11 protein-coding genes are annotated in these 15,792 nt (G+C 66.3%); 6 read left to right on the forward strand and 5 right to left on the reverse strand.

Annotated elements, in window-relative coordinates:
* Positions 1–27: 27 nt before the first annotated feature.
* Complete coding sequence (gene nth / locus FYM52_RS05395; protein ID WP_154163357.1) at positions 28–678, reverse strand: endonuclease III; 651 nt, start codon at positions 676–678, stop codon at positions 28–30.
* A gap of 180 nt (positions 679–858) precedes the next feature.
* On the opposite strand from nth, the gene FYM52_RS05400 reads away from it, so the two are divergent.
* Positions 859–2,055, forward strand: coding sequence for a PLP-dependent aminotransferase family protein (locus FYM52_RS05400; protein WP_154163358.1), 1,197 nt, complete (start codon positions 859–861; stop codon positions 2,053–2,055).
* Positions 2,052–2,279 (forward strand): SlyX family protein, encoded by a 228-nt coding sequence (locus FYM52_RS05405; RefSeq protein ID WP_043384903.1) that lies wholly within the window; start codon positions 2,052–2,054, stop codon positions 2,277–2,279. The genes FYM52_RS05400 and FYM52_RS05405 overlap by 4 nt, the downstream gene beginning before the upstream one ends.
* 168 nt (positions 2,280–2,447) lie before the next feature.
* On the opposite strand, the gene FYM52_RS05410 is transcribed toward FYM52_RS05405, so the two are convergent.
* Entirely contained in the window at positions 2,448–5,039 is a 2,592-nt protein-coding gene (locus FYM52_RS05410; protein WP_154163359.1) for a [protein-PII] uridylyltransferase, read from the reverse strand.
* Between the two features lie 169 nt (positions 5,040–5,208).
* The gene (gene map / locus FYM52_RS05415) at positions 5,209–6,024 is read right to left on the reverse strand and encodes a type I methionyl aminopeptidase (protein WP_045267056.1); all 816 of its coding nucleotides are present in this window, start codon (positions 6,022–6,024) and stop codon (positions 5,209–5,211) included.
* 241 nt (positions 6,025–6,265) lie between these two features.
* On the opposite strand from map, the gene purL reads away from it, so the two are divergent.
* The 4 genes from purL (at position 6,266) to FYM52_RS05435 (ending at position 13,441) form a co-directional block, all read left to right on the forward strand.
* Positions 6,266–10,276, forward strand: a complete 4,011-nt coding sequence (gene purL, locus FYM52_RS05420; protein ID WP_162524653.1) for a phosphoribosylformylglycinamidine synthase — start codon at positions 6,266–6,268, stop codon at positions 10,274–10,276.
* Between the two features lie 410 nt (positions 10,277–10,686).
* Complete coding sequence (locus tag FYM52_RS05425) at positions 10,687–11,559, forward strand: rhodanese-like domain-containing protein (RefSeq protein WP_154163360.1); 873 nt, start codon at positions 10,687–10,689, stop codon at positions 11,557–11,559.
* A gap of 102 nt (positions 11,560–11,661) precedes the next feature.
* Positions 11,662–12,669: a DUF808 domain-containing protein gene (locus FYM52_RS05430; protein ID WP_154163361.1), complete on the forward strand. Its 1,008-nt coding sequence runs from the start codon at positions 11,662–11,664 to the stop codon at positions 12,667–12,669.
* A 184-nt stretch (positions 12,670–12,853) separates the two neighbouring features.
* Positions 12,854–13,441 carry an OmpW family protein gene (locus FYM52_RS05435; RefSeq protein ID WP_043384885.1) on the forward strand — a complete coding sequence of 196 codons (588 nt, stop codon included), beginning with the start codon at positions 12,854–12,856 and terminating at the stop codon, positions 13,439–13,441.
* Positions 13,442–13,514: 73 nt separating this feature from the next.
* On the opposite strand, the gene FYM52_RS05440 is transcribed toward FYM52_RS05435, so the two are convergent.
* Both FYM52_RS05440 and FYM52_RS05445 read right to left on the reverse strand, forming a co-directional pair.
* Positions 13,515–14,258 (reverse strand): sulfite exporter TauE/SafE family protein, encoded by a 744-nt coding sequence (locus FYM52_RS05440; protein WP_238826135.1) that lies wholly within the window; start codon positions 14,256–14,258, stop codon positions 13,515–13,517.
* Positions 14,255–15,787 (reverse strand): M81 family metallopeptidase, encoded by a 1,533-nt coding sequence (locus tag FYM52_RS05445; RefSeq protein ID WP_154163362.1) that lies wholly within the window; start codon positions 15,785–15,787, stop codon positions 14,255–14,257. The genes FYM52_RS05440 and FYM52_RS05445 overlap by 4 nt, the downstream gene beginning before the upstream one ends.
* Positions 15,788–15,792: the final 5 nt, after the last annotated feature.

Below are 15,792 nucleotides of genomic sequence, written 5' to 3' on the forward strand. Positions count from 1 at the left end.
GGGCGTTCAGGCGTTGCGGGCCCGGGCCTAGGCGCGTCCGGTGGGCGCGGCGGTCTTGGGTTTGAAGTCGCAGTGCGCCGCGACCAGGCATTCCCAGCACTTGGGCTTGCGCGCCTGGCAGACGTAGCGTCCCAGCAGGATCAGCCAGTGGTGCGAGTCCACGGCAAATTCGTCCGGCACCCGCTTGAGCAGCTGTTTTTCCACCTCCAGCGGGGTCTTGCCGGGGGCCAGACCGGTGCGGTTGCTGACGCGGAAGATGTGCGTGTCCACCGCCATCGTCGGCTGGCCGAAGGCCACGTTCAGGACCACGTTGGCCGTCTTGCGGCCCACGCCGGGCAGGGCCTCCAGGGCTTCGCGCGTGGCGGGCACCTGGCCGCCATGCTGGTCAACCAGGATGCGGCAGGCGGCCATCAGGTGCTTGGCCTTGCTGCGGTACAGGCCGATGGTCTTGATGTAGCCCTCCAGCCCCTCCAGGCCCAGGTCCAGGATGGCCTGCGGCGTGTTGGCCACCGGAAACAGCTTGCGCGTGGCCTTGTTGACGCCCACGTCCGTGGCCTGGGCCGACAGCAGCACGGCCGCCAGCAGCTCGAAGACGGTGGTGTATTCCAGCTCGGTCTGCGGGCTGGGGTTGGCGTCGCGCAGCAGGGTGAAGAAGGGAACGATCTCGGATTTTTTCATGGCGCTCGGTGGGGATGGCAACTGCGGATTTTCCTTCAAGCGCCGGGCGGCGGTGGCCGGCCATGGCGCGGCGCGGCCTGTGGCAGGCGCGATAATGCAGCGCATAGGCGGCAGGCCGCCGCCGGCCTGGTGCACAGCCCCGGCACCAGGCACTGGATTTTTACCGAGAGGACATGCTCCATGCAGTTTGCACAACGTTTGGACAACGTAGAAACATCCGCGATCCGTGAATTATTCAAGCTGCTGGGCAAGCCCGGGATCATCAGTTTTGCCGGGGGCTTTCCCGACAGCGCCATGTTCGACGTGGCGGGCATCCAGGACGCCGCGCAGAAGGCCCTGGCCCAGGACGCCGGCCTGGCCCTGCAGTACGGCGCGACCGAAGGCTTCATGCCGCTGCGCGAACAGCTGGCCGCCTTCACCGCGGCCAAGGGCGCCAAGGATGTGTACGCCGACAACCTGGTCGTGACCACGGGCAGCCAGCAGGCGCTGGACCTGCTGGGCAAGTGCATGATCTCGCCCGGCGACAAGGTGATCGTCGAAGGCCCGACCTTCCTGGCCACCATCCAGTGCTTCCGCCTGTACGGCGCTGAAGTGATCAGCGCGCCCATCGACAGCCAGGGCGTGATCGTGGACGAGCTGGAAAAGCTGATCGCCGAGCACCAGCCCAAGCTGGTCTACCTGATCCCCACCTTCGGCAACCCCAGCGGTGCCACGCTGAGCCTGGAGCGTCGCCAGCGCGTGCTGGAGCTGGCCGTGAAGTACCAGACCCTGGTGGTCGAGGACGACCCGTATGGCGACCTGTACTTCGACGCCCCCCCGCCCGCCAGCCTGCTGGCGCTGTCCAGTGAGGTGCCCGGCAGCCGCGACTGGCTGGCGCACTGCGGCTCGCTGTCCAAGGTGCTCAGCCCCGGCCTGCGCATCGGCTGGCTGATCGCACCGCCCGAGCTGCTGGCCAAGGCCGTGATGTGCAAGCAGTTCAGCGACGCCCACACCAGCACCTTTGCCCAGGCCACCGCGGCGCACTACCTGCTGGCCGGCCACATGCCGGCTACGCTGGCCAAGGTGCGCAAGGTTTACGCCCAGCGTGCCCAGACCATGATTGCGGCGCTGCGCAGCGAACTGGGCGATGCCGTGGCATTCACCGAGCCGCAGGGCGGCCTGTTCCTGTGGGTGCGCCTGACCGGCGCGCACGGTGCGCTGGCCGATGCGAACGTGCTGGCCAAGCAGGCCATCGCGCAGGGCGTGGCCTTTGTGCCGGGCGCCCCGTTCTTCAGCCAGCACCCCGACCTGTCCACCTTCCGCCTGTCGTTTGCGACGGCGGACGAGGACAAGATCCGCGAAGGCGTGGCACGCCTGGCCAAGGCGCTGCGGGCATGAGTGAGCAGCCCACGCCCGAGGCGCTGGAGGCGCGCATCATGGACCTGGAGGTCAAGGCCAGCTACACCGACGATCTGTTGGAGCAGCTGAACATGACCATCTACCGCCAGCAGCAGCAGATCGACGCGCTGATCAACGAGGTGCGGCAGCTGCGCCAGCAGGTGCCGGAAGGCGGGCAGGGCGCGCCACGCAACCTGCGCGACGAGCTGCCACCGCACTATTGAGTGGTGTGACGCACGGGCCTGCAGGGGCCCGGTGCCGGTGGAGTCACTTCCAATCACAGAGCGCCTGGCGCACGTCCTGTAAGGCTTTCAGAATCAAAATCCTCCGAAATCCTTGTCAAGACTGCGCCAGGCGCTCTTTTTTTCTTCGGGTCGCGTGCGGTCCGTGGCTCACTCCTGCAGCATCTGCACCAGCTGGGTTTCGATCAGCAACTGCTGGGCGTTGCTGTTCAGCCGCGGGCCTTGCACCAGGAAGCTGTCTTCCACGCGCTCGCCCAGGGTGGAGACCTTGGCCAGCTGCACGCTCAGGCCGTGCGCCGCCAGGATGCGCGCCACGGAATACAGCAGGCCGGCGCGGTCGCTGGCCGAGATGTTGAGCAGCCAGTTCTGCGCCTTGTCGTCCGGCGTGAGCGTGACGCGCGGCACCATGGGGAAGCTGCGCACGCGCCGCGACAGGCGGCGCTTGCCGGGCTCGGGCAGCGGCTCCTTGCTGAGGATGGCCTGGGGCAGGCCGTTTTCGATCAGCGTCGTCAGCTCGCGGTAGTGCATCTGCAGCTGCTCGGAGGCGATCTGGAAGGTGTCCAGCGCATAGCCATTGCGCGCCGTGTGGATGCGGGCGTCCACCACCATCAGGCCGGCGTTGTCGAAGTAGCCGCAGATGCGGGCGAACAGGTCGGACTGGTCCGGGGCGTACACCAGCACCTGCACGCCTTCGCCCACCAGGGACTGGCGCGCGCGCACCACGGGCACGGGGCTGCCCACGTGGCGCGACAGCTGGCGCGCATGCCAGGCGATGTCGGCCGGCTCGTGGCGCATGAAGTAGCTCACATCCAGCGTGTCCCACAGCGCCTTGTGCGACTCGTAGGGCTGGGCCGTCAGGGCCAGGGCCACCTGGGCCTCGCGCTTGCGCGCCTCCACCAGGGCGGCGGCATCGGGCGCGCGCCCGCCCAGCACGCGCAGCGTGGCGTGGTACAGGTCTTCCAGCAGCTTGCCCTTCCAGGCGTTCCAGACCTTGGGGCTGGTGCCGCGGATGTCGGCCACGGTCAGCAGGTACAGCGCCGTCAGGCGGCGCTCGGTGCCCACGCGCTCGGCAAAGGCGCGGATCACGTCCGGGTCGCTGGTGTCCTGCTTTTGCGCCACGGTGCTCATCTGCAGGTGCTCGCGCACCAGGAATTCGACCAGCTCGGCGTCCTCGGCGGCCATGTTGTGCTGGCGGGCAAAGCGCCGCACCTCGATGGCGCCGATCTCAGAGTGGTCGCCGCCACGGCCCTTGCCGATGTCGTGGAACAGCGCTGCCAGGTACAGCAGCCAGGGCTTGTCCCAGCCGCTGGCCAGTTGCGAGCACAGCGGGTACTCGTGCACGTGCTCGGCCATGAAGAAGCGCCGCATGTTGCGCAGCACCATCAGCGTGTGTTGGTCCACGGTGTAGACGTGGAACAGGTCGTGCTGCATCTGGCCCACGATGCGGCGGAAGGACCACAGGTAGCGCCCCAGCACCGAGGTGGCGTTCATCAGCCGGAAGGCATGGGTCTGGCCGCGCGGTTCCTGCAGGATCTGCATGAAGGTATCGCGGTTCACCGGATCCTGGCGGAAGGTGTTGTCCATCAGGTCGCGCGCGCTGTACAGGGCGCGCAGCGTGCGCGCCGACAGGTCGCGCAGGCCGGGCGACTTCTGGTAGGTCAGGAAGGTGGCCAGGATGGCCTGCGGGTCCTTCTGGTACAGGTCGTCGCTGGCCACCTCGATCAGCCCGTCCTTGTCGAAGAAACGGTCGTCGATGCGCTTGAGCTCGGCGTTGTTCGGGTACAGGTGCTCCTCAATGTTCAGCAGCAGGATCTGCTGCAGCTGCATCACCGCCTTGGCCGCCCAGTAGTAGCGGCGCATCAGCACCTCGCTGGCGCGCACGGGCATGGTCTCGCCCACGGGCGTGTGGCTCTGGATGCCGAAGGACTCGGCCACGGCGGTCTGCAAATCGAAGATCAGCCGGTCCTCGTGCCGGCCCGACAGGGCGTGCAGCTTGGCGCGGATCAGGCTCAGCGTGGCCTCGTTGCGCTCCAGCTGCGTGGCCTCGAACTCGGTGGCAATGCCGCTGGCCGCCAGTTCGCGCCAGTTGCTGCCCAGGCCGGCCGCCTGCGCCACCCACAGGATGGTGTGCAGGTCGCGCAGGCCGCCGGGTGATTCCTTGCAGTTGGGCTCCAGCGAATAGGGCGTGCCCTCGTGCTTGATGTGGCGCTGGCGCAGCTCCAGCGTCTTGGCGGTGAAGAAGGCCTTGGGGTTGAGCGAGGCGCGGTACTGGCGCTGGAACTCGGCAAACAGTGCCGCATCGCCGTCGATCAGCCGGGCTTCCAGCAGCGAGGTCTGCACGGTCACGTCGTTCTGGGCCTCGGCCACGCATTCGCTGGTGGTGCGCACGCTGGAGCCGATTTCCAGGCCCGCATCCCAGCAGGCGCCGATGAAGCGCTCCAGGTCCTCCTTCAGCAGGGCGTGCCCCTCGGTGCTGTGGCCGGGCAGCAGCAACAGCACGTCCACGTCGGAGGCGGGGAACAGCTGCTCGCGGCCATAGCCGCCCACGGCCACCAGGGCCACCTCGGCCGGCAGCCCGCTGGCCGCGCGGATGGCACACAGGTGCTGGTCGGTCAGCCGTGAGAGCTTTTGCAGCACGCTGCGGATGCCCCGGGTGCTGCTGGCAGGGGTGCGCAAGGCGTCGGTGAGGGCCGCCTTGTCCTGGCGGTAGGCAGTGCGCAGGGCGCCGAGTTCGATGTTCATGGCAAGAAAGACCTGTCAGGCAAAAACTGGACCACAGGCAAGCAAGAAATATGCAAGGCGTGGCGGCGGCATGGACCTGGAACCCGAGTGTGCACGATCCCGCCATGAAAAAAGGCAGTCCGCCTGCAGCGGGACTGCCTTGTCACAGGGCGCCAGGGCCGGGGCCGCATCAGGTGCGGATGCCGGTGATGAAGTCGGGTGGCGTGGGCGAGCCCTCGGACCAGGTCAGGATGTCGTAGCCGGTCTTGGTCACGGCCAGCATCAGCTCCCACTGGGCCGACAGGCTGCGGTCCTTGGTGATGATGGTCCAGCCGTCGTTGCCCAGTTCCTTCACCTCGCGCTTGCCCAGGTTCAGCATGGGCTCGATGGTGAAGACCATGCCTTCTTCCAGCACCGTGCCCGTGCCGGGCTTGCCGTAGTGCAGCACCTGGGGTTCTTCGTGGAATTTCTGGCCGATGCCGTGGCCGCAGTATTCGCGCACCACCGACAGGTTGTGCTTTTCGGCGTAGGTCTGGATGGCGTGGCCGATGTCGCCCAGCGTGGCGCCGGGCTTGACCTGCTGGATGCCCAGCCACATGGCTTCAAAGGTCAGCTTGGACAGGCGCTTGCCGGCGATGGTGCCCTCGCCGATCATGAACATGCGGCTGTTGTCGCCGTACCAGCCGTCTTCGGTGATGACGGTGACGTCCACGTTGATGATGTCGCCCTTCTTCAGCGGCTTGTCGTTCGGGATGCCGTGGCACACCACGTGGTTGGGCGAGGTGCACAGGTGGCCGGGGTAGGGCGGGTAGCCCGGGGGCTGGTAGCCGATGGTGGCGGACCGGGTGCCCTGCTGGGCCATGCACTCAGCGCCCAGGCGGTCGATCTCTGCGGTGGTGATGCCGGGCTTGATGTGGGGGGTGATGTAGTCCAGCACTTCCGAAGCCAGTCGGCCTGCAACGCGCATGCGCTCGATGTCTTGCGGGGTTTTGATGGTGATGCTCATGCCCTGGATTATTCCATCGGCCGGCTTTCGGTGGCGGCGCAGGCCTGCTTGGGGAAGTTGCTAGCAGGGTGTTGGCGATTGCGTGCAAAGCCTGCGCCTATTCCCCCTGCTCATATTGCTTTCCATATATAGGGTATTCGACCCGGTAAAATCGCAGCTCTCTCAATTCAGCGTCCCTGCCTTGGTGCTTGTCCTCAGGGCGGGACGCTTTTGACCAGCCTTCACATAAACAGGCCGCCTCGTGACCTTGCATTTGACTCAGTTTGAGGGTGGAAACGCCCTGAGCTCGTTCCGCGCCCAGCAACTCCTGACCGATCTGGTCGCCATCCACCCCAAGATCACGGGCATCAGCGCCCGATTTGTGCACCTGGTTGCCACCGAGGCCGCCCCGACTGCCGAGCAAGCTCAGCGTCTGGCGGCCTTGTTGACGTATGGCGACCCGTATGTCGGCGGGAGCGACGGTGTGGCCCTGGTCGTCACCCCGCGCCTGGGCACCATCTCGCCCTGGGCCTCCAAGGCCACCGACATCGCGCGCAACTGCGGCCTGGAGGTGTTCCGCGTCGAACGCATGACCGAGTACCGCGTGGAAGTGAAGTCCGGCCTGCTGGGTGGCAAGCCCGAGCTGTCGCAAGCGCAGACCGCGCAGATCGCGGCCTTGCTGCACGACCGCATGACCGAATCGGTCTTCGCCACCCGTGCCGAAGCCGAGCAGCTGTTCTCCACCCTGCAGGCCCAGCCCATGGAGTTTGTGGACGTGCTGGGCGGTGGCCGCGCGGCGCTGGAAACCGCGAACAAGCAGTGGGGCCTGGCCCTGGCCGACGACGAGATCGAGTACCTGGTCAACGCTTTCAATGACCTGAAGCGCAATCCCACGGACGTGGAACTGATGATGTTTGCGCAGGCCAACTCCGAGCACTGCCGCCACAAGATCTTCAACGCCAAGTTCACCATCGACGGCGTGGAGCAGGACAAGTCGCTGTTCGGCATGATCCGCAACACCGAAGCCGTCTCGCCCCAGCACACCGTGGTGGCGTACTCCGACAACGCCTCCATCATGGAAGGCCATGCGGTCGAGCGTTTCGTGGCCCAATTCGATGCCAAGGCAGGCACAGTCAGCGCTCCCAGCTATCAAAAGAAGACTGCCACCCACCATGTGCTGATGAAGGTGGAGACGCACAACCACCCCACGGCCATCTCGCCTTTCCCCGGTGCCTCGACCGGCGCCGGCGGCGAAATCCGTGACGAAGGCGCGACCGGCCGGGGCTCCAAGCCCAAGGCCGGCCTGACCGGCTTCACCGTCTCCAAGCTGTGGGGCAGCGAAGTCGGCAAGCCCGAGCACATCGCCAGCCCGCTGCAGATCATGATCGAAGGCCCCCTGGGCGGCGCGGCGTTCAACAACGAGTTTGGTCGCCCCAACCTGACCGGCTATTTCCGCGAGTACGAACAGCAGGTCGGTGACATCACCCGCGGCTACCACAAGCCCATCATGATTGCCGGCGGCCTGGGCGTGATCGACGCCGAGCTGACCAAGAAGATCGAATTCCCCGCTGGCACGCTGCTGATCCAGCTGGGCGGCCCCGGCATGCGCATCGGCATGGGCGGCGGTGCGGCCAGCTCCATGGCTTCGGGCACGAACGCGGCGGAACTGGACTTCGACTCGGTGCAGCGCGGCAACCCCGAGATCGAGCGCCGGGCGCAGGAAGTCATCAACCACTGCTGGGCGCAGGGCACGGAGAACCCCATCCTGGCCATCCACGACGTGGGCGCCGGCGGTATCTCCAACGCCTTCCCCGAGCTGACCAACGACGCCGGCCGTGGCGCGCGCTTTGACCTGCGTGCCGTCAAGCTGGAAGAGTCGGGCCTGTCGCCCAAGGAAATCTGGTCCAACGAATCGCAAGAGCGCTACGTCCTGGCCATCGCGCCCGAATCGCTGGCGCAGTTCACGGCCTTCTGCGAGCGCGAGCGCTGCCCGTTCGCCGTGATCGGTGTGGCCACCGAAGAGCGCCAGCTTGTGCTGGAAGACACGGCCGTCGCCGCGGGCGACCAGAAGTTCCCCGTGGACATGCCCATGAACGTGCTGCTGGGCAAGCCGCCCAAGATGCACAAGGACGTGACCAGCGTGGAACGCACGCTGCCCGCCATCGACTTGACCGGCGTGGCGCTGGAGCAGGCCGTGATCGACGTGCTGGCCCACCCCACCGTGGCGTCCAAGCGCTTCCTGATCACCATCGGCGACCGCGCCGTGGGCGGCCTGACCCACCGCGACCAGATGGTCGGCCCCTGGCAGGTGCCGGTGGCCGACGTGGCCGTGACCCTGGCCGATTACCAGGGCTTCAAGGGTGAAGCCATGGCCATGGGCGAGCGCACGCCGCTGGCGGCCATCAACGCCCCGGCCTCGGGGCGCATGGCCGTGGCCGAAGCCATCACCAACATGCTGGCCGCGCCTATCGCGCTGCCCAAGGTCAAGATGTCGGCCAACTGGATGGCCGCCTGCGGTGAAGCCGGCGAAGACGCCGCGCTGTATGCCACCGTCAAGGCCGTGGGCATGGAGCTGTGTCCCGCGCTGAACATCTCCATCCCCGTGGGCAAGGACTCCCTGTCCATGCGCACACAGTGGAACGAGAACGGCCAGACCAAGAAGGTCACCTCGCCCGTGAGCCTGATCATCACCGGCTTTGCCGCCATCGACGACGTGCGCACCACGCTGACCCCGCAGCTGGACGCCGAGGTGGAGGACAGCACCCTGGTGCTGATCGACCTGGGCCGCGGCAAGATGCGCATGGGCGGCTCCATCATCGGCCAGGTGCTGAACCAGTCGGGCAACGAGACGCCCGACCTGGACGACGCCAAGGACCTGATCGCCCTGGTCGATGCGGTGAACGCACTGCGCGCCAAGGGCCTGATCCTGGCCTACCACGACAAGGGCGACGGCGGCCTGCTGGCCACCGTGGCCGAGATGGCCTTTGCCGGCCATGTGGGCGTGGCGCTGAACGTGGACATGCTGATCACCGAAGGCGACGGCATCAGCGACAGCCGCATGGACAGCGGCGAGGGCAAAAACTGGGGCAAGCAGGTGGCCGGCCGCCGCGAGGACCTGACGCTGCGCGCCCTGTTCAACGAAGAGCTGGGCGTGGTGCTGCAGATCCGCACCGCCGACCGCGCCGAAGTCATGCACGTGCTGCGCGAGCACGGCCTGATCCAGTGCAGCCACACCATCGGCAAGACCCGCCCCGCATCGTCCCCCGTGGACGCCGGCAAGGGCGAGCTGCAGGTCTGGCGCGATGCGCAGAAGGTGTTTGGCGCCACACTCTCCGACCTGCACCAGGTCTGGGATGCCGTGAGCTGGAAGATCTGCCAGCAGCGCGACAACCCCGTGTGTGCCGACAGCGAACACGCCGCCGCCGGTGAGCCCACCGACCCCGGCATGCACGTGCACCTGACGTTCGACCCCCAGGACAACGTGGCGGCGCCCTTCATCAACGTGGCTGCCAAGCCCCGCGTGGCTGTGCTGCGCGAGCAGGGCGTGAACTCCCATGTGGAAATGGCCTACGCCTTCACCGAAGCCGGTTTTGACGCCTTCGACGTGCACATGAGCGACCTGCAAGCTGGCCGCGCAGAGTTGAAGAACTTTGCCGGTGTGGTCGCCTGTGGCGGCTTCAGCTACGGCGACACCCTGGGTGCGGGCATTGGCTGGGCGCGTTCCATCACCTTCAACGACCGCCTGTCCGAGCAGTTCCAGGCCTTCTTTGGCCGCCAGGACACCTTCGGTCTGGGCGTGTGCAACGGCTGCCAGATGTTTGCCGAGCTGGCAGACATCATCCCCGGCGCACAGGACTGGCCACGCTTCACACAAAACCAGAGCAACCGCTTCGAGGCGCGTTTGAGCATGGTGGAAGTGCTGGAGTCGCCCTCCATCTTCCTGCAGGGCATGGCCGGTTCGCGCCTGCCGATCGCCGTGGCGCATGGCGAGGGCTACGCCAACTTCCAGTTCCGTGGGAATGCAGACCAAGTCGTGAAGGCCATGCGCTATGTGGACAACCACGGCCAGCCGACCGAGCAGTACCCCTTCAATCCCAACGGCTCGGCCGGTGGCCTGACCGCCGTGACCACGGCCGACGGGCGCTTTACCGCCATGATGCCGCACCCCGAGCGCGTGTTCCGCAACGTGCAGATGAGCTGGACCTCGGGCGACAAGTCCGCCTTCAGCCCCTGGATGCGCGTGTGGCGCAACGCCCGCAAGTGGTTGGGTTGATGGCCACCGCAAGCTGCTAGGCAGCTTGCTCGCTTGGCACACAAGGCTCTGCCGCTGGCAGGGCCTTTTTTTTATGGCCACTGAATCAAAAAGAGAGCGTGCTGCGCTGGTCATTCAAGCACTTCAAGCCTGAATGGCGTTGAACAGCAGATTGGGGCAGCGCAAGCTGCTCTCTTTTTTTTAAATTGCAACCTGGGCAACACCGGATCCAGCCAGCGCAGCAGGGCCAGCATGGCTGCCAATACATCGGTGGGCGGGGTGCCGGCGGCGCAGCACGGGGTGGCGGCCTGGTGCAGGCCCAGCCATGCCCACGGCGGCGATGCGGTGGCGCAGGCCCGGCGCCCCTCTATGATGGCGGCCACAGCGCAGGCACAGTCTTCGTGTCCGCGGGTTCTTCTTTCACCATGTGTATGCAAACCTCTTCTTCCTGGGTCCTGAAGGCGTTGGCCTTGTCGTCCGTGCTGCTCACTTCAGGCTGTGCCTATGTCCAAGGCTGGTATGGCGGCGGCAAGAGCACGGCCACCACCACCGTGGCCAAGGCGGCACCGGCGCAGCCCCTGTACGCCCCCGTGCGCCATTACGCGGGTGACATCAGCGCGGCCCGGGCCTATGTGGGCACGCAACTGCCGGCCAGCCAGCGCATGGCGCTGATCGATGTGCGCGATGCCACGGAATACCGCCTGGGCCACCCCGAGGGGGCGCGCCACCTGCCGTTTCCGCGCCTGTACCAGCAGTGCCAGCCCCACCCGTTTGGGGCGGCCGAGGCACAGATCCGTTTGGACGATGGCAGCCAATGCCGCTATGGCGCGGTGCCGGGCACCGAGGTGCGCGTCAGCGCGGCGGACTTCTGGCAGGCCGTGCAGGCGGTGCTGCCGTACAAGGATGCCCCGGTGGCCGTGCTGTGCCGCACGGGCGCCTGCGCGGCCGAGGCGGCCAATGTGCTAGCGCGGCCCGACCTGCTGGTCGATCAGCGCTGGGCCGGCCAGGGCTATACCGAGGTGTATGTGATCCGCGAAGGCTTTGTCGGCGAACCGCTGGTGGCCGTGGATGCCACTAGTGGCCGCGTGCTCAGCACGGACAAGAAGGGCGACAAGCTCAAGCTGGACGGCGTGGGCGGCAGCTTCTACGGCGTGGTGCCGGTGGCGCTGGACGTCAACAAGGACGGCAAGCTCACCGAGGCCGACCGGGGCGGTTGGCGCAACTTCCTGGGCCTGCCGTATGCGGTCAGCATGCATCCCAACCTGCTGAGCGACGCGGCCCAGGCGTATTACGACAAGCCCTGAGTCCCGCAGCCGCCCGGCTGTGGCGGGGCGGCTGCCATGTTTTGAAGATTCACGTCATGCCGCGCAAGCAAGCGTGCGGCGGACATTCACCAAGGAGTCGAGATGGCCGGTGCTGGACTGTTGATGCTGTTGGATGACATTGCCGCCGTGTTGGACGACGTGGCCCTGATGAGCAAGGTGGCCGCGCGCAAATCGGCCGCCATGGCCGACGACGTGGCGGGCATGACCAAGGTGGCCATGCAAAAGACCGCGGGCGTGCTGGGTGATGACCTGGCCCTGAACGCCGAGCAGGTGACCGGCGTGCGCACCCACCGCGAACTGCCCGTGGTCTGGGGCGTGGCCAAGGGATCGCTGCTCAACAAGGTGATCCTGGTGCCGGCCTTCTTGCTGATCAGCGCCTTCATGCCCTGGCTGATCACCCCGTTGCTGATGGTGGGCGGCGCCTTCCTGTGCTTCGAAGGGGTGGAGAAGATCTTGCACACCCTGCACCAGCGCCGCAACGGCCACGATCCCGTGCAGGAGGCCCAGGAAGCCCAGGCCCAGGGCGTGGCGCAGTCCTCGGTGCGTGAGGCCAAGCAGCGTGGCATGGATGCCGCGGCCTATGAACAGCAAAAGATCAAGGGTGCCATCCGCACGGACTTCATCCTCTCGGCCGAAATCCTGGCGATTGCGCTGAGCACCGTGGCCAACGAACCGCTGGTCAAGCAGTTCAGCGTGCTGGTGGCAGTGTCCCTGGCCATCACCGTGTTCGTGTATGGCCTTGTGGCCTGTATTGTGCGCATGGACGATGTTGGCAACGCCTGGATGTCCAAGGACCGTGCCAGCCTGCAGGCCCTGGGCCGCGGCCTGATTGCCTTCACCCCCTGGCTGATGAAGGGCCTGTCGATCGTGGGCACGGCGGCCATGTTCCTGGTGGGAGGCAGCCTGCTGGTGCACGGCCTGCGGCCGATCCAGACCTGGCTGGATGCCAGCATTGCCCCGCTGGGTGGCGTCGTGGCCTTGCTGGTGCCGCTGCTGGTCCATGTCGGGGTGGGGGCCCTCATTGGTGGGGTGATCGTGGTGCTGGTGCAAGCGGTACAGCGCCTACGCGGCACCGCGGATACGCACTAGCCCTGCGCATGGGTATAGAAGTGGGGGTGTTGCTGTGGCAGGGGTTGTTGCTTAATTCCAACATTTCTGCAAACTCTGAAATCGCGCTGGTGACCGGGTTGACCTAAGGCAAACCCCAGGGTGGGGCGCAGTGATGCAATGGCTGTCACGGGGGTTGTCCCCGGACTTTGACCAAACACCTACTATGAAAAAGACTCTGCTGGCCGTGGCCGCTCTGTGTGCAATGACTTCCGGTGCTGCCATGGCGCAGCAGCAAGATGGCAAGTGGCAAGTGCGCGTGCGCGCGGTGCACCTGGAAAGCGACAACGGCGGTGCTGCCGGTGCTGCTGGCGTTAGCATCAACGACAAGGTGATTCCTGAGCTGGACATCAGCTACTACTTCACCCCCAACTTCGCCGCTGAACTGGTCCTGACCTACCCTCAAAAGCAGGACGTGCGACTGAATGGCGCCAAGATTGGTTCGCTGAAGCACCTGCCTCCCAGCCTGATGGCCCAGTACCACTTCACCAACTTTGGTGCTTTCAAGCCTTACGTGGGTGCTGGTATCAACTACACACGCTTCTCGAATGTTGACCTGCCCGCCGGTCTGGATGTGAAGCGCAACAGCTGGGGTGGTGCTCTGCAAGTCGGTTTTGACTATGCGCTGGACAAGAACTGGTCGCTGAACTTCGACGTGAAGAAGGTGTATATCGACACGACCATCAACAACGGCATCGGCAAGTTCAAGATCGACCCCATCCTGCTTGGCGTGGGCGTCGGCTACCGCTTCTAAATTTCCAGCTCTCTCCAAGGGCTTCCAACCGCTGCCATGGCAGCGGTTTTTTTATGCCTGCAACCGTGCGGCACTAGATTGATTCCAGCAGGGCGTGGGCCATTAGGCTCAAACCGCTGAGCACCAGCAGGCCGCAAATGTGCCGGCGCAAGGCCAGGGGCGACACCCGCCGTGCCAGGCGGTTGCCCAGCAACACGCCAATCCCGGCGACGCCCAGGAGCGCGATCCAGCGCAGCCACAGCCCGGGCTGGGACAGGCGCCCGGAAACCCCGAGGGTGAGCAGCACGGCGCACGCGCTGACGGCGATCACCACGGGGGCGGTGGCGCGCAGCACCTGCACATCGGGCAGGCGGCGGCTCAGCCAGGTCACGACCAGGGGGCCGGCCGTGCCGAACAGCATTTCCACGCTGCCGATGGCTATTCCCATGACCGGTGCCCAGCGGGGACCCAGCGGCTGGCGCTGCGCTGCAAATGGGCGCAGCGATTGCCAGCCCACGGCTGCCACATACAGGCCCAGCACCAGCAAGGGCCAGCTGGCGGCCAACACCTGGCTGAGCCACAGGCCTGCCATGGCTCCGGCGACCATGCCGGGCAGCAGGCGGCGCAGTTCGGTCAACTGCACCTGGCGCAGGTTGAGCCCGCCATGCAGCAAGGACGCGGGCACATCCATCAGCAGGGTGAGCGCCACCACTTCGGGCAACGGCCAGTGCCAGGCCAGCAGGGGCACGATGACCAAGGCCGATCCAAAACCGGTGATGCCCAGCACCACATAGCCTGCCAGCACCGTGCAGGCCGGGTAGAGCAGATCCCACATCATGCGACGCTGGCAGTGCACCAGCTCTCGGAGTCGGCCAACGAGGCGTCGGCGTCCAGTGGGTACATGGGGCGGGGCAGGTGCTTGAAGGGAAACAGGCTGTAGTCCGAGCTGCACACACCGGGGCCGCTGACCAGCACGATGTGCCGGGCAAAAGGCTCGAAGCCTGCGCGGAAGTGTTGGCGTGATTTGAGCAGCACATACTTGGAGTGCGCAGGGTCCACGCCGGCATGCGTGAACACGCCGGTGTCGTAGGGCTCCTGGGGGCGTTCCGAGATGAAGATGCGTACCGTCCCCACGCGCAGTACGGCGGTGCGACCCAGGCTCAGACGCATGCCGGTGTACATGGGGCCGGTCACGGTGTAGTTGCCATCGGTCAGGCGTTCCACCATCCCGGTCAGGCGCAGCGGCTGCCCGGTCAGGTTCAGTGCGGGCATGTCGGTCTTACCGCCCACATCCACGGTCACCTCGGCACCCACACCGTGTTCAAACAGCAGGGCCACCGTGGCAGGGTCGCAGAAGGGGCCGGCCACCACGTCTTCCAGCCCTTGGGCCAGCACTTCCTGCAGCACGATCATGATGTCGGTGGTGCCGCCAGCGCCGCAGTTGTCACCGTGGTCCACCAGGATCACCGGGCCTTGCTCCAGCGTTTTAGCGTATGCAATCGACTCGGCCACCGGGGTGGCTGGGAAGACAAAGTCTGCCCGCCGCGACCAGGCCAGGGCACACAGCTCGTCCAGCAGTTTCTCGCCGGCGTCCAGGCGTTCACGCTCGGCCACCACCACCACCGACAAGCCGGCGCAGGGAATGTCTGACAGCGGAAAACCCCCAAACACCGAGGCATTGAGCACCTCGCCGTCGCGCTCGGCCTGCATGGCACGGTCCATGATGTCCTTCATGGGTTGCATCGCCGGGGTCTGGCGCAGCATGTGCGTCAGCATCGGCAGCCGCCGCCACAGCAGCACCGGCGCACTGCGCTGCTCCAGCAGGGCGCGGATGCTGCGGCCCACGCGGGCGCCGGTTTCATACACGTCCACGTGGGGGTAGGTGCAGTAGCCGGCCACCACGGTGGCGTGGCGGATCAGCTCGCGGCTGAAGTTGGCGTGGAAATCCAGGGCTACGCCGATCGGCAGGCCTGCCGGGGTGCTGGCGCGCAGGCGGCGCAGCAGCTCCCCCTCGGCGTCGGGATAGCCCTCGACCACCATGGCGCCGTGCAGGTCCAGCAGGATGGCGTCGCAGCCTTGGCGGGCGCTGTGCACCACGGTATCGCACAGGCTTTCAAAGGCTGCGCGCGTCACCAGCCCGCTGGGCACGGCGTTGGCGCAGACGGCAAAGTCCACCTCGGCGCCCATGCCACGGGCCAGGTCCAGGTAGGCAGCGGCGGCACTGTTCGTGCCCTCACATGCCTGGCGGGCAGCTTCGCCATAGGCGGGTCCGTGGGTGGTGGTGCCTCGGCGGAAATCGCTCAACTCGGTGGGGACAGGGGAGAACGTATTGGTCTCGTGGCGAATCAGGGCAACAACAAATTTCATGGTGC

It is taken from the genome of Comamonas sp. CAH-2, from assembly GCF_009668305.1.
GTDB classification, from domain to species: Bacteria; Pseudomonadota; Gammaproteobacteria; order Burkholderiales; family Burkholderiaceae_C; genus Comamonas; species Comamonas aquatica.